General features: G+C 68.5%; 17 protein-coding genes. 13 read left to right on the forward strand and 4 right to left on the reverse strand.

All coding sequences use genetic code 11. The features are described from left to right. Positions 1 to 353 precede the first annotated feature (353 nt). The 5 genes from QHF84_RS27175 to QHF84_RS27195 all read left to right on the forward strand — a co-directional run bounded on the left by QHF84_RS27175 (position 354) and on the right by QHF84_RS27195 (position 8,977). Entirely contained in the window at positions 354 to 2,048 is a 1,695-nt protein-coding gene (locus QHF84_RS27175) for a sigma 54-interacting transcriptional regulator (protein ID WP_281316345.1), read from the forward strand. Between the two features lie 87 nt (positions 2,049 to 2,135). After that, the gene (locus tag QHF84_RS27180) at positions 2,136 to 6,140 is read left to right on the forward strand and encodes a TOMM system kinase/cyclase fusion protein (RefSeq protein ID WP_281316346.1); all 4,005 of its coding nucleotides are present in this window, start codon (positions 2,136 to 2,138) and stop codon (positions 6,138 to 6,140) included. A gap of 10 nt (positions 6,141 to 6,150) precedes the next feature. Then, a complete protein-coding gene (locus tag QHF84_RS27185) occupies positions 6,151 to 6,426 on the forward strand; it encodes a hypothetical protein (RefSeq protein ID WP_281316347.1) in 276 nt (91 codons plus the stop codon). Positions 6,427 to 6,483: 57 nt separating this feature from the next. Then, positions 6,484 to 7,557, forward strand: coding sequence for a hypothetical protein (locus QHF84_RS27190; protein WP_281316348.1), 1,074 nt, complete (start codon positions 6,484 to 6,486; stop codon positions 7,555 to 7,557). A gap of 28 nt (positions 7,558 to 7,585) precedes the next feature. Then, entirely contained in the window at positions 7,586 to 8,977 is a 1,392-nt protein-coding gene (locus QHF84_RS27195; protein ID WP_281316349.1) for a hypothetical protein, read from the forward strand. Positions 8,978 to 8,997: 20 nt separating this feature from the next. Here the strand turns inward: QHF84_RS27195 and QHF84_RS27200 are convergent, their stop codons facing one another. After that, the gene (locus QHF84_RS27200; protein ID WP_281316350.1) at positions 8,998 to 10,518 is read right to left on the reverse strand and encodes a hypothetical protein; all 1,521 of its coding nucleotides are present in this window, start codon (positions 10,516 to 10,518) and stop codon (positions 8,998 to 9,000) included. Between the two features lie 400 nt (positions 10,519 to 10,918). On the opposite strand from QHF84_RS27200, the gene QHF84_RS27205 reads away from it, so the two are divergent. The 6 genes from QHF84_RS27205 (at position 10,919) to QHF84_RS27230 (ending at position 17,151) form a co-directional block, all read left to right on the forward strand. After that, positions 10,919 to 11,890 (forward strand): ferritin-like protein, encoded by a 972-nt coding sequence (locus QHF84_RS27205; RefSeq protein ID WP_281316351.1) that lies wholly within the window; start codon positions 10,919 to 10,921, stop codon positions 11,888 to 11,890. An 86-nt stretch (positions 11,891 to 11,976) separates the two neighbouring features. Next, a complete protein-coding gene (locus QHF84_RS27210; protein WP_281316352.1) occupies positions 11,977 to 13,422 on the forward strand; it encodes a hypothetical protein in 1,446 nt (481 codons plus the stop codon). Between the two features lie 100 nt (positions 13,423 to 13,522). Next, the gene (locus QHF84_RS27215; RefSeq protein ID WP_281316353.1) at positions 13,523 to 14,356 is read left to right on the forward strand and encodes a hypothetical protein; all 834 of its coding nucleotides are present in this window, start codon (positions 13,523 to 13,525) and stop codon (positions 14,354 to 14,356) included. A gap of 125 nt (positions 14,357 to 14,481) precedes the next feature. Next, positions 14,482 to 15,399 (forward strand): AraC family transcriptional regulator, encoded by a 918-nt coding sequence (locus tag QHF84_RS27220; protein ID WP_281316354.1) that lies wholly within the window; start codon positions 14,482 to 14,484, stop codon positions 15,397 to 15,399. After that, positions 15,396 to 16,328 (forward strand): aldo/keto reductase, encoded by a 933-nt coding sequence (locus QHF84_RS27225; protein WP_281316355.1) that lies wholly within the window; start codon positions 15,396 to 15,398, stop codon positions 16,326 to 16,328. The genes QHF84_RS27220 and QHF84_RS27225 overlap by 4 nt, the downstream gene beginning before the upstream one ends. Positions 16,329 to 16,488: 160 nt before the next feature. Continuing rightward, positions 16,489 to 17,151, forward strand: coding sequence for a lysoplasmalogenase (locus tag QHF84_RS27230; protein ID WP_281316356.1), 663 nt, complete (start codon positions 16,489 to 16,491; stop codon positions 17,149 to 17,151). 297 nt (positions 17,152 to 17,448) lie between these two features. Here QHF84_RS27230 and QHF84_RS27235 read toward each other — a convergent pair whose 3' ends face one another. Both QHF84_RS27235 and QHF84_RS27240 read right to left on the reverse strand, forming a co-directional pair. Further along, positions 17,449 to 18,651 carry an FIST N-terminal domain-containing protein gene (locus tag QHF84_RS27235; protein WP_281316357.1) on the reverse strand — a complete coding sequence of 401 codons (1,203 nt, stop codon included), beginning with the start codon at positions 18,649 to 18,651 and terminating at the stop codon, positions 17,449 to 17,451. Positions 18,652 to 18,685: 34 nt separating this feature from the next. Further along, a complete protein-coding gene (locus QHF84_RS27240; protein ID WP_281316358.1) occupies positions 18,686 to 19,162 on the reverse strand; it encodes a hypothetical protein in 477 nt (158 codons plus the stop codon). Between the two features lie 248 nt (positions 19,163 to 19,410). Between QHF84_RS27240 and QHF84_RS27245 the strand changes: the two genes are divergently transcribed. Continuing rightward, a complete protein-coding gene (locus QHF84_RS27245) occupies positions 19,411 to 19,788 on the forward strand; it encodes a hypothetical protein (RefSeq protein ID WP_281316359.1) in 378 nt (125 codons plus the stop codon). Between the two features lie 50 nt (positions 19,789 to 19,838). On the opposite strand, the gene QHF84_RS27250 is transcribed toward QHF84_RS27245, so the two are convergent. After that, positions 19,839 to 20,570 carry a hypothetical protein gene (locus QHF84_RS27250; RefSeq protein ID WP_281316360.1) on the reverse strand — a complete coding sequence of 244 codons (732 nt, stop codon included), beginning with the start codon at positions 20,568 to 20,570 and terminating at the stop codon, positions 19,839 to 19,841. Positions 20,571 to 20,992: 422 nt separating this feature from the next. Here QHF84_RS27250 and QHF84_RS27255 point away from each other — a divergent pair, with 422 nt between their 5' ends. Then, on the forward strand, positions 20,993 to 22,534 hold the full coding sequence (locus tag QHF84_RS27255) for a protein kinase (protein WP_281316361.1): 1,542 nt from the start codon (positions 20,993 to 20,995) through the stop codon (positions 22,532 to 22,534). Positions 22,535 to 22,781 lie beyond the last annotated feature (247 nt).

Consider the following 22,781-nt stretch of genomic DNA (forward strand, 5'->3'; position numbering starts at 1 on the left):
CATCGTGCCTTCGGCAGAAGCTTATCTGGTGAGCGACAATCGGGGCAATGCCTCGGCCACCCTCACAACGCGAGCGACCGCGTGGCCCAGGCATACGGAACGCATTCCCTCAGGCTGATGCTCCCAAAGACGGACGGCAACTGCCGGGGCTGCGCCGCCGCCCCGAACCACCCGAGATCGGTCCGAGAGAACCTTCCGCACCGGCACGTCGACGCCGACCTCCTTCGCGCGGCCGGCTCCGACCAACCGCTCACACGCCGATCTGTGGCCATGTTCCGACACAATCGGTGTATGTTCGCTCGCTGCGATCCATGTTTCGCGACGACGCACTCGCCTCGATGGTCCCCCGCCTCATGGCTGCGACTTGCTTCGAGGACGCCGCCACGGCGGTGCTCTCCGCCATGCTCGGGCACACCCAGGCCCTCCTCTCCGACAGCGAATACGCCGCTTCCGCGCGGCTCGTGCGCGGCGTCGTTCATCTCCGGCCGGAAGGCGGCTACCAGCGCCTCTTCGGCATCGAACACCCGAGCGGCGCGCGCGTCACGGGGACCGGCCACCTCACCTCGGCGAGCGTGTGGCGCTGGGTCATGGAGCATCGCTGCTCCGTGTCCATCGACGTCCAGGCCGGCACCATCCAGCCCTGGCTCCCGGCAGGCCCCGTCTTGCGGCGAGAGCCGACGGAGCCGGACGGCGTGCCCGGCGACGCGACGCGAGAGCGCATGCTCGTCAGGGACGCCACGCACGTGCACGTCGTGCCGCTGCTGGCGCCGGGCGGCGAGGTCGAGGGCATGATCGCGCTCGAGGTGAGCTGCAAAGCCGCGACGGGCCTCGAGTTCGTATGGGACGAGGCCCACGAATCGCTCGGGCTCCTCGCCGGCGTCGCGGCCGCCTACCTCACCGTATTACCGCCCCGCCCGATGCGCGCGCCCACCGACGAGCTGCTCCCCGTGGTCGGGGCGTCGACCGCGAGCCTCATCGACATGCTCCGCGTCTTCGCCCAGCAAGAAGAAACGATATTGATCCGCGGCCCCACGGGCGCGGGGAAATCGCGGCTCGCGCGCTGGTGCCACGCGAGGTCTCCGCGAAACGAGCAGCCGTTCGAGACGGTGGATCTCTTGAGCGTGCCGGAGGACCTGCAAATGGCCGAGTTGTTCGGCTGGAAGCGCGGCGCGTTCACCGGCGCCGTCAAGGACGCGGCCGGCGCGATCTCCCGCGCCGCAGGGGGCACGCTCTTCATCGACGAGATCGACAAACTCTCGCTCAAGGCGCAATCCGGGATGCTCCGCGTCCTCGAAGAGCGCCGCTTCCGCCCGCTCGGCGACGAGTCGCGCGAGCAGCGTGCCGACGTGCGCTTCATCGTCGGCACCAACGCCGACCTTCGCGCCGCCATGCGCGCAGGCCGTTTTCGCGAGGATCTCTATTACCGGATCAACGTCTTGCCCGTCCGGCTGCCTCCGCTCGCCGAGCGGCTCGATGAGCTGCCTGCGTGGGCCGAGTACATGTTGCGTCGGCGCCACGGCGGGGACGATACGGCGCGCCTCGCCCCTGGCGCGGTCGAGCTGCTCGCGTCGACCCCGTGGCCGGGCAACCTCCGGCAGCTCGATAACATCGTCCGCCGTGCCTACGCGCTGGCGCTCGTCGATCGCGGCGCGGGCCCGCTCGTGATCGAGCCGCGCCACGTCGAGCGCGCGCTCGCCTACGAGGGCACCGCCGAGAGCCAATCGCTCGTGCGGGAGATGTGGCGCGTGGCGCAGGGGTTCGTGGAAGAGGCCGAGCGATGCGCGCAGCGCGGCGCCCCGCTGTCGCTCGACGCGTGCGACGCATTCCGCGGGATGGTGCTCGGCGCTGCCGTGCGCAGGCGAGGGGGCCGTGATGAGGCCTTCGCGCTGCTCGGCCAGCATCATCTCGTCAAGAATCGAAACCACCACCGCGCGCTCCGGCGCGAGCTCGAGCGCGCGCGTGAGCTGGTGCGCGCCATCGGCGGCGAGGCCGACCAGGATCTGCTCGCGCTGCTCGATTCGCTCGAAGAGATGGACGAAAAAACATGAGCCTGGCCACGACGCACTTGACATGTGTGCGACATGTCTGTTCATCTCCGAACAATACTGGTCTCTTCTCCATCCGAAGCAGGGGTCATGTTCGAGGGGCGTTACGAGATATTGGGGGATCTCGGTAAGGGGGGCTTCGGCGCCGTCTACAAGGCCCGACAGCGCGCCACGGGCCAGGTGGTGGCGCTCAAGGTCATGCGCCCGCCGGCGAACGACGACGCGGCGCCGCGGCAGCAGCGCATCGCGCGTTTTTTGCGGGAAGCACAGCTCTCCGCCGGGCTGCATCACCCCAACATCGTGCAGCTCGTCGACGCGGGACAAACCTCGGACGGCGGGTTTTACACGGTCTTTTCTTTCGCCCCAGGCCACGACCTCGCCGACCTGATCGCCCGGGAGGGCGCGCTCGAACCGCTCGAGGCGAGGCATCTGATGCTGGAGGTGCTCGACGCGCTCGCGTGCGCGCACGCCGCGGGTGTGGTGCACCGCGATCTCAAGCCGAAGAACATCATGGTGATCCCCACGGGCGCGCGGCGAAACGCGCTCGTCCTCGACTTCGGCGTGGGCGCGCTCGTGGGCGAGGCCGAAGCCGAGGCCGGCGAGATTCTCGGCACGCCGGGATACGCCGCGCCCGAGCAGCTCCGCGGCCTCGAACCCACGCCGCGCGCGGACCTCTTCGCGTGGGGGCTCGTCTTCCTCGAGTGCCTCACGGGCGAGCCGGTAATTCGCGGGAGCTCGACGGGAGAGATCATCCAGCAATCGTTGAGCGCCGAACCCGTCCCGCTGCCTCCCTTGCTCGAGCACCACCCGCTCGGCGCGATCCTGCGCGCCGCCACCCGCAAGGACGTGTCTGCGCGCGATGTGACCGCCGCCGGCCTCTTCGCGGCGCTCGAAGCCTGTGACATGAGCGATCTGGCGCGTGGGGTGCGCGAGCCGCGCGAGCGTGCCTCGACCGCGACGCGCGCTGCGCGCTCGATTGCAGCGCCCGGCGCGGGCGAACGTCGACAGGTGACGGCCGTGTGTTGCACCGTGGACACGCACGCGACAGCCGTCGACGACGAAGGGCTCCGCGCGGCCCTCGCAGGCTCGGCCGAGGTCGCGCGCCGCCACGGCGGGCATGTCGCGGCGATGTTCGGGGACGAACTGCTCGTGTATTTCGGTTTTCCACGCGCGGGGGAGGACGACGCGGCCCGGGCCGCCCGCGCAGCGCTCGCGATGCTCGGCGCCCTGAAGACCAGGGGCGATGGAACGGAGGCGCGCGTCGGCGTGCACACGGGCCTCGTGGTCGCGGACGAGCACGGTTTCGCAGCGGGCATCACGCCACGCCTCGCGTCACGGCTCGCGCGGAGCGCGCCCCCCGGCGCCGCGCTGGCCACGGCCGAGGCGTACAAGCTCCTTCGAGGCTCGTTCGCGCTCGCGGCCGAGGGCGCACGGCCGCTCGACACCACGGGCGGCGCCATCGAGGTCTACCGCCTCCTCGGCGTGGCTCCCGCGACGAGGCAGGCTCCGGAAGGCGACCCGGCGCCGCTCGTGGGGCGTGATCGAGAGATCGACCTCCTGCTCGACCGGTGGCAGCGCGCGCGCGCCGGAGGGGGCCAGTCGAGCCTGGTGACTGGCGAGCCTGGCATCGGCAAGAGCCGCCTCTTGCGCGAATTTCGCGCGCGGCTGGGGAACGAAACGTATACCTTCGTCGAAGGACGCTGCTCGCTCGACACGAGGAGCAACGCGCTTCATCCGGTCGTCGACCTGCTCGCTCGGGCGCTTGGCCTCGACGCCGAGCCTTTGCCCGCGGGCAAGGCGCAGCGGCTCGGGGCGGAGCTGACCCGGCATGGGCTCGCGCCGGCGGACGTGATGCCGCTCTTCCTGCCGCTTTTTTCGCTGCCCATCGGCGCGCCTTGGACGCCGCTCGACGTCTCGCCGCAAAAGCAGAAAGAGCTGACGCATGCCGCCATCCTCGCGTTGCTCTTCGCGATGGCCGAGGCGCGGCCGCTGCTCCTCGTGTTCGAGGATCTGCATTGGGCCGATCCGACGACGCTCGAGCTGCTCGGACAGCTCGTGCGCGAGGCGCCCTCGGCCCCGATATGCCTGCTCTTGACGGCCCGGGCCGATTTCTCGCCCGCGTTTTCGACGACCGGCGTGCTCCAGCTCCAGTTGAACCGGCTGGAGCGGCCGGAGATCGAATCCATGGTCGGCGGCCTGATGGGCAAAAAAGCGCTGCCTTCGGCGGTGCTCGAACGAATCGCCGAGCGCACGGACGGTATTCCGCTCTTCGTGGAAGAGCTGCTCCGCATGATGGTGGAGTCCGGGGCGCTCGTGGAGCGAGAGGATCGGTACGATCTGGCCGGCGCGCTGTCGGACCTGGAGATCCCGATCACGCTGCGGGCGCTGCTCACGGCGCGCCTCGATCGGCTCGGGCGCGCGAAGGAGACGGCGCAGCTCGCGGCGGCGCTGGGGCGCGCGTTCCGCGTCGACGTGCTCGCCGCCGTGAGCCCGCTGGATGCGGCGGATCTGCAAGAGGACCTCGACCGATTGTCGAGCGCGGGGCTCGTGTTCCGCAAGCGGCGCGCGAAGGAGCCGGGGGGCGTGTTCAAGCACGCCCTCGTGCGGGACGCGGCGTACGAGTCGCTGGCAAGCGAGGCGCGGAGGAACGTGCATGCGCGCATCGCGGCGACACTCGAGGAGCGGTTCATGGCCATCGTCGAGGCGCGGCCGGACCTGCTCGCGCACCATTACACCGAAGCCGCCATGGCCGAGCGAGCCATTCCTTACTGGCAACAGGCAGGGCAGCGGGCGCTCGGGCAATCCGCCAGCCTGGAGGCGACGCAACACTTCCAGCGAGCGCTCGATCTGCTCGCGACGCAGCCGGACCTGCCGGCGCGTGCGGCCCAGGAGCTCATTTTGCAGCTCTCGTTGTCGGTCGGGCTCATCGGGGTCCAGGGTTATTCGGCGCCGGCGGTGGGCGACGCCTACGAGCGGGCGCGAAACCTCTGCGATCGGCTCGGCGACTCCAAGCAACTCTTCTTGCCGATCTGGGGCCTCGGCGCGTTTCACGTGGTGCGGGCGCAGCTCGACACTGCGTTCCAGCTCTCGATGCGCGCGCAGGTCATCGCCGAGCGGGAGAACGATGCCGCCCTGCTCGTGCCGGCCCATTTGCTGCACGGAGGAAGCCACCTGTGGCTGGGTGAACTCCAGAGCGCGCGGGAGCACCTCGAGCGCGGCCTGTCCTTCTACGACGCCGCCATGCACGGCCCCCTCGCCGCGCTTTATTCGTACGATCCGGGGACGGCGTGCCTCTCGTACCTCGCGATGGCCCTCTGGTTTCTGGGTCATCCGGATCAGGCGATCGAAAAGGCGCGCGCGGCGGTCGCCCAGACGCGCGCGGCCGGGCACGCGCACAGCTTCGTTCATAGCCTCGTCCGCGCCATCCAGGTCATCCTGCTGCGCGGCGAAGGCGGGGTCGCGCTCGAAGCGATCACGGAGCTCCTCGCGGTCGCCGAAGACAAGGGGTTTCCGGTCTGGCATTCCGCGGGCATTTACCTCCGAGGTCGGGCGCTTTGCCTGGAAGGGCAGACGGCTCGCGGGATCGAGGACATCCGCGAGGGGCTCCGGCGAACGCTGGAGACGGGCGCCGAGATCATCTATCCGGAATTCATGATCGGTCTGGCCGAGGCCCTCGGAGAGCTCGGCGAGATCGAAGAAGCGCTGGAGGTCGTCACGAAAGCGCTCGAGGCCGTCGCGGTGACGGGGGGGCGTCTTCACGAAGCCGAGCTCCACCGGCTCCGCGGCGAGCTGCACCGAAAACACGATCCGAGCGACGCCGGCGCGGAGCGCGCCGAAGCGTCTTTGCGCAAGGCCCTCGAGGCCGCCCGGCGTGATGGCGCCCGATCGTGGGAGCTGCGGGCCGCGACGAGCTTGGCACGGTTATGGCATGAGCGATGCCACGAATCCAAGCGCACGGCGTCACGCGGGCTCTTGCACGACACGTACGCATGGTTCACGGAGGGGTTTGGCGCCCCCCATCTGAAGTCGGCAAAAGCGATGCTCGACGAGCTCTCCCGAGAGCTTCCCGTCCGGGTCAACGCGATTCGGTCGTAAGGAGATTTTCATGGCAACCACCAAACTCCCCAAGGTGCCGCATGGCCTGCTCTCGCTGCTGTACTGGGTGAAGAACAGCGAGGACTTCAACGCTGCATTTCACAAGAACATGACCGTCACGATGCGGGACCATTTCGGCATTCCTCCCGACAGTTACGTCGCCAAGCAGATGCTGAAGATCAGCAGGGAACACAGCGAACCGGAGAAGGTCCGGCCTCTGCTCATCGAGCTCTGCGAAAAACATCTGGTGCAGGAGCTCATGGAGGAAGGCCGTGATTTCTGGTGACGATCTCGCGACGTCGCCCCGCATCCCCGCATCCCCGCAAACCCGACCCGGATCGTCATGTGGCCCAGCCATGACATTGTCGAGCTGATCGCGCCCAGGATCCCGAGCGCGTGCGTCGGGTCCGCCGTCATCTCGCACGTCGGGGAGCTTTCGGCGCAGCTCCCCGACGTGTTCTCTTCGTATTACCTCGAGTGTCGCCTCTCGGCAGAGCAGGAGCAGGTCGACTTTCTCGCGTGCATGTCGATGCCTCGCGACGAACGGCATCGGCGCAAGATGTACGCCGCGTCCGAGCGCCCCCCGGGCGATACGCCGGCCTGGCGATTCGCTTGGGACGTCATGCACCGCTGGGCGAGCCCCGATCACGACTGGCCCAGCAGGATTCCCTGTTTATGGCTCGAGTTCGACCACATGAACACGCGCTCGACCGCGTGGCCGTCGCCCTCCATCTGGGTCGGCGTGGACCCCGGATACCCGAACGCGCACATTCCCTCGGCATCCTGGGATCCCCGAAATGCCTACGAGGTCTTCCTGGATTTCATCATGCCTGCCGTCCCTCCTGCCGTCGAAGGGCTGCTCTCCGGGCATGGTCGGCGCGCCATGGCGGCTTGCTTTCAGCGTCTCCCCCCCGGCGGGCGCATCATCCACGCATCCCTCATGCTGGCCAGGGAACCGGTGGCCATCAAGATCTACGGCGCCATTCCCAGGGCTCATCTCGAAGGGTACCTGAAAGATCTCGCGTGGCCGGGTCCACTCGAGCTTTTGAAGCAGGTCGAGAGAACCTTCTATACCCCCGAGACAGCCGATGACACCGTCTACTTCGACCTCGCGCTCCACCATTCCCTGCTGCCGTATGCGGCGATCGCCTTCTCCCAGCTCCAGCTCGGCGAGCCCGCACGCTCGGCCCCCGGCCGGGACGCGCTCCTCGGGTTGCTCGAGGAGCATGGCCTCTGCACCGCGGAGAAACGGGAAGCGCTCCTCACATGGCCTGGGAGCGCTCGCGAGTCACGCCCTTCGACCTCGGTCCAGGCCCGTATCGCTCGCTGGTTCGACGCGAAGATAACCATCCACTCGGAGCAAGGCGTGGGCGCCAAGGGATATCTTGGCTTTGCGCCGATCCTTTCCCTTTTCTGATGGAACGTTCGCAGAGAAGGAGTTTTTCGTGCGCACGAACGCGGTCGTGATTTCCATCTGCGCCGTGCTCGCCGGGGGTGCTTGCCTGACGGTGAGCGGGTGCCAAGGCGCCACGAAGCCCACCACGAATGCCTCAGCCTTGCGCTCGAGGGGCGGGGCGACTGGCTACGAGTTGTTCACGTTGCCGACGACATGGTACTGCGTCTCCCCATGGAGCGCCGAGTCCGGCCCGGAGCGTCGAGGAATGGAGACGTTCGCCTGGCGCCTGTTCATCGCGATCAACTGGCCCGGCAAGTACACGAGAGGCAAGTGGAAAGCCGATGACGAGCTCAAAGAGCTGAACGCGCCCGCGACGTTCCCTCGCTGGAATACCTGGTACACGCCGGAGCAGTTGTACCAAAAGTTCCGCGAAAATGGCGACCTGGCCGTCGCCGAAGACGTCGAACGACCGGTCTGGAGGTGCGATGGCGGCTGTCTGATGCTCACGCTCGAGGGGCAAGGCTTCGCGCAGGGGTCTGCGGACGCCACGAAGCACGTGGTCTACGATCAGAATGGCCGAGCCCTGCGTTATGAAACCAGGGTCGACGAGAGCTTTCACGATACGCTCCGCGACTTGATCCAGTCGGAAAACAAGGAGTTCGATACCACCTTCGATTTCACACATGGCCAGTGCCGCCGCCGCGGTCCAGCCAGCGGCGACAGCTACGATCAGGGCGGCGCCATCTCGATCAAGCTCGCATGGAAGACGCTCTCCGTCGCCGAGAGCAAGAGCGGTCGATTCCTCCAGAGGAGCGCCTCGTTGCACGGCGCAGGTACCGCAGAAGTCACCCTCGGCCTGGTCGGACTTCACATCGCACAGAAGTCGAACCACTATTCCGACTGGACCTGGGCCACGTTCGAGCACGTGGACAACCTCGCGTCGCCCGATGGCGCGCGGGCGCCCTCGTTCCACGATCCCACCTGTGACGCGTCGATGTGCCGCGCCAACGCGAGCGAACGAGAACCCCGCTCCAACCTGTGCAGGACGCAGATCACGCGGCTCGATCCCATACCTGAGGACGTACAGAAGCTGAACGCGGACGTCCGAACGTGGTTGGCCGAAAACGGCACCGTGCTCCAGTTCTATCAGCTCATCGGCGTGCAGTACACGCCTTATGCAGGGGAGAATCCCGAGCCGAAGACGCTGCGAAACCCGGTCATCGAGACCTATCTGGTGGGATCGAGCGCGCCCCCCGGCGATGCCTCACGGCCCTCGTGTGGCCCGAGCCCTCAGCCGGGGTATTCGAGCTGCATGGGCTGCCACGTTCGCGCGCAGGATTTCATTTTCATGACCGAGAACTCGCTTTGCAACTGCAAAGACAAGCGGAACCGGTGGATCGGCGACGAGCGCTGCAAGAACCTCGGCATCCTCTGCGAGTGAGCCGCAGCGCCCGTTCGATGTCAGCTCTTCCGAGGGAGACAGGCCTTCACCGCGGCGGCGAGCCCGCTCGCGCTCTTCGTTTCGAGGACGTCGCTGCCGGCCGTGGCGCCTTCGGCGACGAGCGCCGCAAGTCGGTCGTCGGACGGTACATCACGTGAAAACCGGCGCTCGGGGCTCTCGCCCAGCATCTGCTTGACGACGGCGCCCACGAGCGCGGCCTCGTCGTCCAGGCCCGGCGCCGCCTTCAGCGCTGAGATCTTCAGCTCCGGAATCAGGCCCGTGAGCCACCGGGTTGCCCCCGAGCGACCAGGCAGATACGGCATCGCCGCGAGCGTGGCCCGGCCCATTTCCTCGGCCGTCATGCGCGGAGAGAGCTCCTCGACGAGGGGATAACTCCGGAGCGCGGTCCAGAGGGCACGCGCCGACATCGCGGCCTGCTTCCTCGGGGGCGAGAGCCAATGCGCCACGTTGAGGAAATATTGCTTGATGCGGTCGAGGTGTTCGCGTCCGCTCTCGGTGTCGAGAAACCCATTGTGCTTGCGCTTGTCTCCGCTGGTGAGCGGGAGGTTGCGGGGCAGGCCGACGAGGTTGATGTCGAACCAGTGGTGCCACGTCGAGTCCACCACGACGCGCCCCACGCCCGCGAGGTGGCCGTCGTACGCCCCGACCGCGCCGAACGACTTCGGATTGGCTCGATACTTGTTGATGTCGCTCTCGTCGGTGTGATCGTCCAGCACCCTCGCCCATGCGACGATGACGGGCGCCACGCGCTCGCCATCTCGCTCGGGGTACTCCAAACTTTTCCCGCCAAACCCCGCCCGCTGCGTCAGGTCCTTCGGGACGACGACCTCGCCCTCGTGAGGGTGATCCGGGAACCGGTCGATCGTCCCCCCGTCGCGCGTCGTGAGCAGCGGGTGGGGCTCGGGCACTTCGAGCTTCATCGGCTGGTCGTCGGACTCGTCGTCGAAGGTGTAGAGCCGCCCTTGATCACGCCCCCGGCCATCGATGTATGAATTGCCCTTCACCAGCGTGTCATGGCGATTCGGACCATCGATCGGAGGGGCGTTGTCCGGTGAAACCGAGCCCGGGTCGAACTTCCATTTGCGCATGCTGCGCACGCGCGGGATCCGGCCGCAAAGGGCCTCTCCCAGATTCTCGTGGTCGCCCATGGCCAGGACGCCGCCGCCTCGCTCCATCCACGCGAACAGGATCTCGATCTCGGCGTCGGAGAGGCTGGCCTGGGGACCATCGGCCTGACGGAGGAACCCGAAGAACCACACCTGATCGTACGCGTCGATGTCGAAGCCGGGATCGTCGAAGCGGAATCTCGCGATCGGCGGCGGGTCCCGACGATCCGCATAGGGGTCCGTCTGGCGGTGCGCGCGCGTGATCTTCACCGGCGCCGTGAGGTCGGTCTCCAGCGCTTCGAGCGCCGTGTGCACCGAGAATCGCGCGTTGGCGTCCATGGAATACGAGATGGGGCCATCGACGAGCACCAGGATCTTCGGAACGCCGGCATCTTGTTGAGGCGATACTTTCATTGGATACCTCCGGGGCGAGGGGATGCGCGGACCGCCCGTGAGGTCCGCGCGCGACGATGGGTGGAGAGCGTGGCGCTCGCAGCGCGGCGTCCTCGCTCGATGGCCAGCATCGATTCTGTGGACGGATGGCAATGCTCATGCCAGCGCGGGAGCACGCGGCGCGACGCTCCGCGCGGGCTCGCGGCGCCCGCCCGTGTCCCGTGAGGACGCGCGTGCGTCGCTGCGGGACACCGCGGGCGTACGGCGGAGCCGGTGCGCGTGGGGCCCAAGCCTCATTCGCGTAGCGGGCGCCACATATCGTCGGCTGGCACGCCCATTGTTTTAGCGCCGAAGACGGACGACGCCGCGGAGTCGCGCGGTGTCGGGCATACGCCATCGACCCATGACGCGAGGATGGACCATGAAGACGTCCGAAGACAAAGCGATCCTTTCGCTGATGCGCGAGACCGAGCACGATCTGCCGTGGCTCGAGCGCGCCCTCCAGGCGGCCATCAAGCTCGAGCACGCCACGTTGCCGCCGTATCTGTGCGCGCTGTGGTCGATCAAGGACGAGACCGATCCCTCCTATTCGATCCTTCGCGGCATCGTGATGGACGAGATGCGTCACATGGGTCTCGCGTGCAACCTGCTCACCACCCTCGGCGGCACGCCGCGCATTCATGAAGAGGGCTTCGTCCCGACGTATCCAGGGCCATTGCCGGGCGGGGTGCGACCGGGCCTCGAGGTCACCCTCGCAGGGCTCTCCAGGCCTCAGATCGAGAAGGTCTACATGGAGATCGAGATGCCCGAGCGGCCACTCGCACTGGCCGAGACGTACCCGACGATCGGCAAATTCTACGACGCGATCCAGGCCGCCTTCGACAAGCTCGCTCCCAGCCAGATCACCGGGCAGCGGCAGATCGACCGCTTCGTCTTCGCGATCAAAAACCACGACGACGCCAGGCGCGCGATCGATCTGATCAAGCGCCAGGGCGAGGGGACCAGCGATTCCCCTTATACCGACCCGACGAACCCCCGCAAGCTCGCGCACTATTACGCGTTCAAGGAGATCCTCATCGGCAACAAGCTCGAGAAAAACGAGCGAGGAGAGTGGGTGTTCAAGGGGGCGCCGATTCCCTTCCCGGACGTCCATCCCATGGCGACCGTGCCCCCGGGCGGCTACGACCTGCCCACGGCGAGGCAATTCGACGAGCTTTACACGAAGATGCTCCTGGCCCTCGAGAATGCGTGGAAGCGAGAAGGGGGCAGCATCGGCCCCGCCGTCGGCTTGATGCACGAGCTGCCCAGCCTCGCGCTGGACCTCATGAGGACGCCTTTGCCTTCCAACCCGAGCCGTACCTACGGGCCTTGCTTCCGCTTCCGGCCCTCCTGAGCGGAGGGCGACGATATCCCATTCGTTCATGCACGTCACGTGGCGCGCGGCCACGGCGCGATCCCGCGCGAGAAAGGAAAATGCCCATGTCCATCCCGAACGATCAGGTTACCGAGTTCCGTAACGCTTCCGTGGCCGAAGTGGACGCCTGGCAAGACGACCCCGGGGCCGGCGCCAATCCGGTGGGTGGGGCTCTCGTCACGCGTCCGACGCCGAACACCGAGAAGGGGCCGTTCCCCACGAAGATCCAGGGGAAGCCGCCGATCGCCAAGCGTTACGATCGCGGCTCCGCCGAGTTTCGCTACTGGGTCGCGGCCAGCGCGCTGCGTCGTGCGTCCGATTTCTGGGGCGAGATCCTCCCCAACGGGACGTGGCAAACGAACGTCGGCCCTACGCTGAACGTCGTCCTCGAGGAGGGTGTCGATCTGAATGCATATTACAATCGGAGGACGCTCTCGTTCTTCAAGGACACCGTGCAGGGGCGCACCGTGTATTCGGCCGAGAGCCCCGACATCGTTTGTCATGAATTCGGTCACGCGGTGCTCGACGCCATCCGCCCGCAGCTCTGGAGCACGGCCAGCTACGAGCCGAGCGCCTTCCACGAGTCGTTCGGGGACATGAGCGCCATCCTCACGGCGCTCGGGCTGCCCGAAATGCGGATGACGGTCCTCCACGAGACCGACGGACGGCTGAACGCCAATTCGCGGCTGTCCCGGCTCGCCGAGCAGCTCGGGTGGGCCATCCGCCAGCGCTCTCCCCATTCGGTCGACGCCGACAGCCTGCGCAACGCTGCCAACGCATTCACGTACATCCCGCCATTGCAGTTGCCGGCGTCCGGGCCCGCTTCCATGTTGTCGCGCGAGGTGCACTCGCACTCGCGCCTGTTCACGGGCGCATTCCTGGACGCACTCGCGGGCATGTTCGCGACCGAGCGGAACCGCAACGAGGAGACGCTGCGGGCGGTGAGCGTCACCCTCGGGAAGCTGCTCGTCGAGGCCGTGCGCTCGGCCCCCATCACCGCACGTTATTTCGCGCAGGTCGCCGCGCAGCTCGTGGCGCTCGCAATGGAGGAGAACGAGTCCTACGGCGCGGCGATCCAGCGAGCGATGAGCCGGCGCGGCATCCTCTCGGCGGCGAGCGCCTTCGCGATCACGGCGGGGCCGCAAAAGCGCGCGGCCTTCGCCGCAGCGGTGGCGGCTCCCCAGCCGGCGTTGAAGGAGGTCGACCTCAGTGATTACGGATTCAGTGTCCCCAAGATCAAGGTGCAAGCGGCGGCGGAGACGTCGCAGTTCCGAGCGCTGAGCTTCGGGGCCATGTACAAGGCGGCCGAGGCTGCGCTGGACGACGACGGCGAAGAGAGCGTGTTCGTGGCAGACCTCATTCACAGCGATTGCCTGGACGGACGAGAGTTCGCTCCCCCGCAGCGCGGCATCGCCCCCCAGACGGCGCCAAAGACGCATTACCTCGAGAAGGTCGGGGGCGACGTCTTCCTGCGCCGGGCTTTCTTCGATTGCGTGCACGTTCGCCGATAGCGGTTCGTGCTCGTTGCGGTAGAGTCGGGGAGCGAGCGGCTCGGGCGTGCCGCCCGCTGCTCGCTCCCACGCCAAGCATTACGCTCGAGGAACAGTCCCCATGGCGAATCTCCATCCCTGTGTGCTTCTGATCGAGCTCGGCGACGCAGTCATGCATGCAGGTCGCCTGCGGTCCGGCGTATCCGAGGCGCTCGTGGTGCTCACGGAGCACGTGCACATCGGACTGCTCGCGCGCGCGGAGGACGCGCAGGGCAGGGATGCCCTCCTCCCGGTCACCGAGAGCCTGCGCGCGCTCGGTTTGTCGCGGTTTTTCGAGCCGGCTGCGCAACATGTCCTCGTCCATGCCGAGCCCATTCCGGGTCGTCACGTCTTCCAGGATGCCCGGTCGTGGGTCGGCACCGACGCCGAAGGGGGGGCAATCGTCCTCGTCACGGCCCGCGAGGAAATGGCGAAACAAGCGCGCGCGCTCGGCATCCACGTCCTCCGGTTCGGCCCTGGTGGCCAATTCGACGAATGGGAAGCTCTTCCGCTCCTCGTCCTGCGCGAGCTTGAAGGGGGCCACGATGCTCGGTCGCTCCTGCCCGCCCTCAACCTTCGGCTGGAGCAGCGATTCGGATTGTCGCTGTCGCATATCGAGTCCATCGATCGAGGTCGACACGGGCGTATCCGCATCGCAGGAATCGTACCCACGGGGGGAGGGGAGGACGGGCTCTCGCCGATGTCGGTGACGATCGAGCTCGCGCCGGACGGTGATGTCGCGACGTTGATCGAGCCGGGCGCGCGTGAGGAGGCCGAGGCGTTTCACGAGACGCTCGAGCAGAATCGGCAGGTCGCGGGTATCGGGGATCCCCTGGAGCCGGGAATGACGCACGTGATGGAGGAGAGCCCCGAGGGTGAGCTGCGCCCCGTTCGGAAGCGATTCTCGATCGGCTGAATGATCGGCGGGGCGAACCCGGCGCGCGCAAGGGGCCGGGGGGCCCTCGGCGAGCCGGCCGGGCCTCTCCGCCTTTCGCCAACATCGCCCAAGTCGACCGGCCCGATATCGGCTATGGTGAGCCCATGGGACATGGCTCTGCCCAGGCTCTCGAAGGGAAGGCGCGGCGGCGCTCGCGGGATGACGGGCCGCGGATCGAGCGCTGGCGCCCCGAGGGCATCGACGGGCTCAGCATGTTCCGCGTCGAGGGGGTCTCGCGCCCGCTTTCCTCGTACGCGGAGCATTACGGCGTCGCGGTGGTCCTGGAGGGCGCATTCGACGGCTGGTACCGAGGCGCCGTTCGCACGCTCACGGCTGGCAGTCTCAAGCTCAAGGAACCCGGCGAAGTGCACCGCGAAGTACGCGTGCACGCACCCTTCACGCTCCAGGGCGCCGCGTTCGCGTCGGACATGGTGGAGGAGGCCGCGCGCACGCTCGGTATCCCTCGCCCGGTGCGCTTCGTGCCCGTCGAGCCTGGGCGCGCGCCCCGGGCCACGGCGCTCGCCATGGCCATGCACGAGGCGCTCGCGGCGCGCGGGCCTGCCACGCTGGAGCTCACGGCGCTGGTGACCGAGACGCTCACAGAGGTGCTCGCCACGTGCACGGAGCGCGGCGAGGTGCGCGTGCACGCGAGGGCCCCGCGGGCGGTGCGTCTGGCGCGCGATTACCTGCGCGCGAACGTCTCCGAGCCCATCACCCTCGACGCGCTCGCCGCCCACGCGGGCGCCGACAAGTTCCACCTCATACGCGCCTTCCGCGCCGAGCTCGGCATCCCGCCGTACGAATACCTGACACACCTGCGCGTGGCGCGCGCGGCCGAGCTGCTCGCGGCTGGAATGACGGGCGCCGAGGCCGCGCACGCGGTGGGCCTCTTCGACGAGAGTCAGCTCCACCGCCATTTCCGCCGCATCCTCGGCACGACGCCCGGCAAGTTCGCGCGCGCAATGCGGCGCCAAGATCGCCCAAGTGGCGCCTCCGCGTCGCGGCTAGCTTGCCGGGCATGAGCGACGACCTCTCGAAGAAAACTCACGATTTCGCCACCTCGCCCGCCACCATCCGCCTCGGCGATCTCGAGGTCTTTCGCCTCGGCTACGGCGCCATGCGCTTGCCCGGCAAGGACGTCTGGGGCGAGCCCGAGGATCCCCATCGCGCGCTCGGCGTGCTGCGGCGGGTGATCGAGCTGGGCATCAATCTCATCGATACCTCCTGGTTTTACGGCCCGCACGTGGCCAACCGACTCATCTCCGAGGCGCTGTATCCGTATCCGAAGGATCTCGTCATTGCCACGAAGCTCGGCGGCAAACGCTTGCCGGACAAGTCCTGGGCGCCCTTCGCGCGGCCCGAGGAGCTGCGGCAGGGCTGCGAGGAGGACCTGCGCACGCTGCGGCTGGAGCGATGCGACGTGACGCATTTCCGCTACATGCTCGGCACGGGCGTGCCTTTCCGCGAGTCGCTCGACGCGATGATCGAGCTGCAGAAGGAGGGCAAGATCCGGCACCTCGCGCTGAGCAACGTGGGCACGGCGGAGCTACTGGATGCGCTCGAGCGGACGCCGATCGTGGCGGTGCAAAACCTCTACAACGTGGCGGGCGGGCTCGGATCTCTGGCCCGCGCGACACACGCGGAGGTCGAGTCGCCGGACGCGGTGCTCGAAGCTTGCGAGGCGCGCGGCATCGCATACCTGCCGTTCTTCCCGCTGGCGATCGGCAACCTCGGCAAGGCGCATCCAGCGCTCGACGGGGCGGCGGCGCGGCATGGCGCAACGCCCGCGCAGATCGCGCTCGCCTGGCTGCTCGCGCGCTCGCCGGTGATGCTGCCGATCCCGGGGACCAGCTCGATCGCGCACCTGGAGGAGAACTGGGCAGCGCGCAAGATCGCGCTGACGCGGGACGAGGTGGAGGCCATGGCACGCGAGGCGCGGGCGGGCGGTTGAACGGCGGCCCCAGGGCGCAAGGAAGTTCCGCGGCCGTGGAACCGATGTCGCGTCGGGCATGATCGTCGACAACGGCCGGCGACTTCGTGGACGACCACCGCGACCTCGTCGAAAAGCGCGCTGGGCGCCCGGCGGTAGCATCGTGGTAAGCTCTCGCCCCATGGATCGAGCTTCCTTCCAGCGCCGCGAAGCGACCTTTTTCGCGGCGTACCTCGCCAGCGCGGCGGCCTCGTGTTCGCTCGTCGTGCTCGCGCCGGGCTCGATCGCCTATCGCCTGGTCAAGGTCGTCCCGCTTTTGTTGCTTTGCGCCGCTCGTCTGCGCGAGAGGCAAGGGCGGCTCGCGAAGCTCGTCGGGCTCGGGCTCTTCGCATCGCTCGTCGCCGACGTCGTCATCGATAGCGTCTTCGTCGCCGGGCTCGGGGTATTTCTGGTCGCGCACCTCTTTTATCTCGCCGGAATGGGTTTGCCAAAACGCGCGGCCGACTGGCTCCCGATGCTGCCGGCACTCGCCTTCGGCGGGCTCATGTGGGGAATCCTCGTCGGATCCGGCCGCGCGCCGGAGGCCCTGCACGCGCCGATCACGGCATACGCAATCGTCATCTCGTCGATGCTCGGCCGGGCGCTCGGCCGAGCCCTCGTCGAACCGAAGGACCACGCCGCCCGCATCTTCTGCGCAGGCGCGGTCTTCTTCGTGATATCGGACTCGCTCATCGGGGTGAACCGCTGGCTGTTTCCTCTCCCTCTCGCGGCAGTCTGGATCCTCTCGACGTATTGGCTGGGCCAATTCTTGATTTTTAGAGGATCTGCGCGTTCGGCAGCGTAGCGCCGGGGTTTCACCCCGGGCCCGACCAGGGGCTGTCCGCCCCTGGACCCGGACCAGCGCAAGCGCTGGACCTCAGGTGGAAAAACTGCGCTGCGCGCAGTTTTTCCAGCAGCCGGTGGCAAGACAGCGGTCAGATGAACCGTCAGCGCTGCGGTCTTGGCTGGCGACCCTGTCCCGTTCGATGAACTGCGCATCGCGCAGTTCATCGACCCCGAGTCCAGCGCTTGCGCTGGTCCGGGGTGCAGGGGGCGGACAGCCCCCTGCTGGGGTGCGGGGCAAAGCCCCGCGCATCCCCTCTCAGCCTGCAACAACGAGCGAAACCGACAAATTCGAGTGGACGTTGCCCACGCCGGGGACGTGGCCTTGCTCGCCGAAGGTGCAAAAGCCGAGGATCGGGATGTCGCCGAGACGACCTTGGAGGCGCGAGAGCACCTCCTCGATACGCCCGCCCACCGCGCCTGCGCAGCCTGCGCAGTAAATCAAGAATGCGCCGCGCGCGTCCCGCGGCTCGATGTTCGCTACGGCGAGACAGCGGTCGACGAGACGGTCGACGATGCCCACCAGCGAATCCGCGCTGCCGGACATCAGGCATACCGTGGCGCCTTGCGGCGCCTCGGCGAAGACGTCGATGCGGCCCTCGGGGTGCGCGTGCGCCGGGTGGAGCAGCAGGTAGAACGGCTGCGTCGCGTCGTCGCCGCGCGCGATGCCCACCGGGGTCACTGCGGTCTGCATGAGCAGGTTGCCGCCTTCGCGCACCTCGGCGGCGATCGAGTCGCCGATCCAGCCGTGGAGGACCTCGGTTGCCGGGCGGCCGTCGAGCGTCTCGATGGCGCGGCCGTTCGATGCGGTGATCACCGCGCGCTTGTCGGTGGGCTCGTAGGGGCCCTCGATGACTGCGCCGATACGTACCGATGCGCCCCAGAGCCCTGCGAGGGTGACGCCCTCGCGCAGCACGGTCCGGTCCGTGAAGATGCTCCAGATGCCCTCGATCGTGTGATCGGCGGCGCTGCCGCCGAAGACGGGCACGCCGGGCAGGACATCGGCGATGCCGGCGAGGATTTCCTCCTCGCGGCCGGGCGTGACGGCGATGAACACGAGCCGCGGGGGCTCGCCCGCGGGGCCGCTCGATGCGAGCGCCTGCGCGGCCTTGCGGCCTGCCTCTCGCGCGCCCTCGGCGAGATCGGAGCTGCCCACGGCGAACGACGCATCCTGGCCGGCTCCGAGGAGGAGCACGCCCACGCCGCCATTTGTGCCCATGACCACGCCGCTGCCCGTGAGCACGCCGAGGGACGTGGTCGCGCCGTGGAGGGGCACGCCGGGCAAGGCCTCGCGGAATGCTGCGTGCACCACGCTCGCGTCGTGATCGACCGTGGCAGCCACGATGGCGAGACGCGGCTCCTGGCTCCCGAGCGCGCGGCGCGCGATGGATGCGGCCTCGCGCACGGCGGCGCGGGTATCCGGGGCGGCGCTGTGTCCAGCGCCCATGACGAGATCGCTCATGGTCCTCCTCCCTGTTTCCTTCGTTGGGAGCGTTTTATCGTTGGATTGGCAAGAGCTGCAAGAGCCCGTCGAGCTCGGTCGCGGGCACGAGGGAGCGCAGCGCCCTGGCGAGCTTCGCGACCGCGTGTGGATCGTCGGGCGTCGCGGCGTCGTAGGTGCGCAGGTTGATGCCCGTCATCAGGATGAGACGCGAGATGAAAAAGGCGCCGTGCTTCCGGTCGATCTGCCGCACCACCGCGGCGATGGCCCCGAGCGAGCGCCGTGGGGCTCCGGAGGAGGCGGGGCCCCCGGGGGGAGACGAGGGGGAGTACACCGCGTTGATGACGCTTTGCGGCGGGATGCGCTCGAGGGGCGCCGGGGGCGGCGAGGTCTCGAAGCTCGGCATGAACGCGCTCACGGGCGCGGACGGCGCGGACGGCGTGGGCGGGCCGGGGCGAACCGAGCGAGGTCCCTCGGGAACCGCCTCCTGGTTCCACGGGGCGCGATCCAAGGGGCGTTGCGGGCTCGTCACGGAGATACTCTCGCGCAAAATCGCGTGCGACGTCCACAACGAACTGCAATCGTGCCTCTCTGCGCGTCAGCCGCTGTGCGCCAATCGTCTGGCTGCCGGAAAAACGGGCGCTCGCTGCCCGGGCCCTCGGAGACCGCGGCGCCACGTTTCCGCTGGGCGTGCGTGGTTCGTCGGACAGCGCGGCATCCCGTTCGCATGCGCATCGGCGCGATCCGGCGATGCTGTGCACCGGAAGGAGGGATTGAGCCATGACTGGGCAGAAAGGATGGGCCTTCTTCGCTTCGTTCGTGCTCGCTCTGGTCGGTTTGCCGGCCGTGGCCCACGCGCAGGGCCCAGAGGACGCGAAGATGACGCCGTCGCCCCTGGATACGGGCGGCAGGTCGCTCGCGGATTTCCTCGCGCAAGGCAAGGAGTGGGAAGTCACGCTCGGATCGGCCTCGCCGGAGGCGCGCGACACCATCTCGCGGTGGGCGGCGGGCGGCAAGCTCGACAAGCTCGAGATGTATACGCTGCCGGGCGGTCGCGTCTTCTTCGAGGCTCATATCAGCAAGGGTGGGCGAAGCTTCGAGGTCCTCGTCGCGTCCGATGGGCAGACGGTCGCCCAGGGCAGCAACGTAGCCGACTGATGGGCGGACACCTGGTTCCACGGTCGGGAAACGTGCGAGCCATCGGCGCACTACACGAACGCCCCGACCTCCGGCTCGTCATGCGCGAGGGCTGTCGTGTCGTGCGCCTTTTGGGGCGCGCCCATGCGGAAGGCGACGAAGGCGGTGGGCAGGGCGTAGGCGGCGCCGGCCAGCAGACCGAAGAGCGCGGCGGAGAGCAGGATGGTCTCGGCGCTGGAGGTCGCGTCGGGCAACGTGGCGCCCACCATGTCGAGGGGAAGGGCGAGCGCCCAGCCGAGGACGCTCGCGCCGATCCACGCGCGGGTCGAGGCGACGTGCCGGCGGAGCTCGACCCGCTGGGCGAGGGCGAAGAGCAGCCCGCCGAGGGCGCCGCCGCCGGCGCTGACTGCGGCCACGAGGAGGAAGGAGGGCTCCTCCGGCGGGGCCGCGGAAGGCGCGGAGGCGGGGCCGAAGGTGGGCGCCGCCATGCCCACGGCCCAGGCGAGGGTCGCCACGGCGACGGTGGCCAGCGTGAAGCGGCGGACGGAGAGCCCGGGGAGGCGGCGCCGGAGGAGGGTCGACTGCGCGAGCCCGAGGAGCAACCCTTCGACCGCGCCGGCCGCGAGCATCGCCGCATAAGAGAGGAGCCGCTCGCCGAGCGTATCGGGCTCGCCGAAGGCCCGCGCGAGGCCGATGGCGGCGGCCGCGGCGAGGGCGATGCCGCCAAGCTCGGCGAGGCCATTACGGACGACCCACGTGGCGACGAACGCGCGGCGCGTATCGGTGGCGCTGGCGAGATGCATGCGTGCAGGGATAGCAAGGCGCATTCCTCCCGATGAAGCACGGGGAAGCGGGACGCGCCTCGCGGCGTGTGATGCAATCGGTGCGTGGCCACGCATCCCTTGCGCGTCGCGCACTTCGCGACGAGCAGGCGCCCAGAGAAGCTGATGGCGTGTCGAACGCGTGCGTCCAGCTCTGAAGCGAGCTGATGAGCCGTGACGTTGGACGGCAAGCGGTCCTGGAGCGAGCGGCCCGCTTCGACCCTCCGTATGCTCACGGCGAATCAGCTTCCCCCCAGGCGAGGACCAGCCTCACCTTCGGTGGGCCCGTTCCGTCACGCGCGTCGGCGGCATATACTTTGGATGTGAATGCAAAGCGGGGAAGCGCTAGCCGGATCGAGGTCGAGTACCCGCATCGACCGCTCACGTCGTTCGAGCGCGCCCCCGTGTCGGAACTCGGGGCCGGCTCGCTGTTCCAGGGTGGGTACGAGATCGTATCGAAGCTCGGCGAGGGAGGGTGCGGGGCCGTTTACGAGGCGCGCCAGGTTGCGACCGGTCAGCTCGTCGCCATCAAGGTCATGCGCCCGGGAGGCTCGGGCATGACGGGCGCGCCGGACCGGCGCGTCGCGCGCTTCCTGCGCGAGATACGGCTCTGCGCAGAGCTCCACCATCCCAACATCGTCCGGCTCATCGATTCGGGCCGGACGGCCGAGCGGCTGCTTTACACCGTCTTCGAGTTCGTCCCGGGGGAGAATCTCGCCGATCTGCTCGCCACGGAGGGTCCGCTCCCTCCACGCGAGGCCAAGCACCTCATGCTCCAGGTTCTGGATGCGCTGAGCTGCGCCCACGCACGAGGGGTCGTTCATCGGGACATCAAGCCGGCGAACATCATGGTGGTCCCGACCGGCGCGCGGCGGAACGCCATGGTGCTCGACTTCGGCATTGGCGCGCTCGTCGACGCGATCACCGCCTCGATCCCGAACAGGACGGCCGCCACGCACGAGGTCGTGTGCACCCCCGGATACGCCCCTCCCGAGCAGATCCAGGGGATGCGCCCCACCGCTCGCTCCGACCTCTATGCCTGGGGGCTCGTGTTCCTGGAATGCCTCACGGGCAAGCCGGTGATGACCGCCGCCTCCTTGCAAGAGGTCCTCTACAAGCAGATGAGCAGCGCGCCGGTCCCGATTCCCAGACCGCTCCGGGGTCTCCCCCTCGGCGACCTCCTCCGGGAGGCGCTCGAGAAGGACGTCCGCAAGCGCAACGTCGACGCTGAGGGGCTCTTCCGGAAGCTCCAGGCCTGCGACCTCCACGAAATGCGGGAGTCGTTCCTCACGCCCGCTGCCGGGCGCGCGCAGCGGACGTATTCGACGCGCCCGCTGCGGACCCGGGCGGGCCTCGCGCTCGTCCCGTCGAGGCGCTCCCCCGAGGCCCAGCGGCGGCAGCTCACCGCCCTCTGTTATGGCCTGACGGCGCTCGGCCCGGGCCCCGAGGCCATCGATGTCGAGGAGGTCGAGGAATTGCTCAGCGAAGAGCAGGCAAGCTGCGCGGACCTCGTGCGCCGCCACCACGGGCGCTTCGCCGGTGCGCTCGGCGAGGAGGTGTTGAGTTACTTCGGCTGCGAGGCTCCACCGGAGCAGAGCGCCCTGCACGCAGGCCGCGCCGCGTGGGAGATCCTGGCGAGGGTGCGCAGCCGAAGCGCCCGGCTGCAGGCGGAGCAAGGGATCCGCCTCGAGGTTCGAATCGGCCTGCATACCGGTCTCGTGGGGAACCGCGACATGCGCGGCCCGGCGTATGCGCTCGGGACCACGCCCGGGGTTGCCGCGCGCCTGAGCGCGCTCGCGGCCCCCGACACCATCGTCCTCAGCAGCACGACCTCCCGGCTCCTGGAAGCCCATTTCGCGCTCGTGCACGGCGGGACGTTGCCCGTCGAGGGGCTCGACCGCCCCGTCGAAGTATTCCTCCTGCGAGGCGAGCAGGTGACCAGCTAGGTACATGCAACGCTGACGCACGGTAAAGCCCCTGAATGGGCAGCCCGGACGCCCACGCGTCGATCGTCGCGTACGATGGCCGGCTGTCCGGAACAGGAAAGGTCATTCTCTGCGAGGGACACGCGCCCCGCCCTCGCGGGGGCCCCGATTTCTGTTAAGCTCCCGCGCCTCCCGATTCCGATCGCGGGGCGCCTCCGTGCGCCCCGGCCACTTCCTTTGGTCAGCAGCCATCTGCGATGGATGTGCG

Origin of the sequence: Polyangium sp. y55x31 (genome assembly GCF_029946505.1) — a bacterium.
Classification (GTDB): Bacteria; Myxococcota_A; Polyangia; order Polyangiales; family Polyangiaceae; genus Polyangium.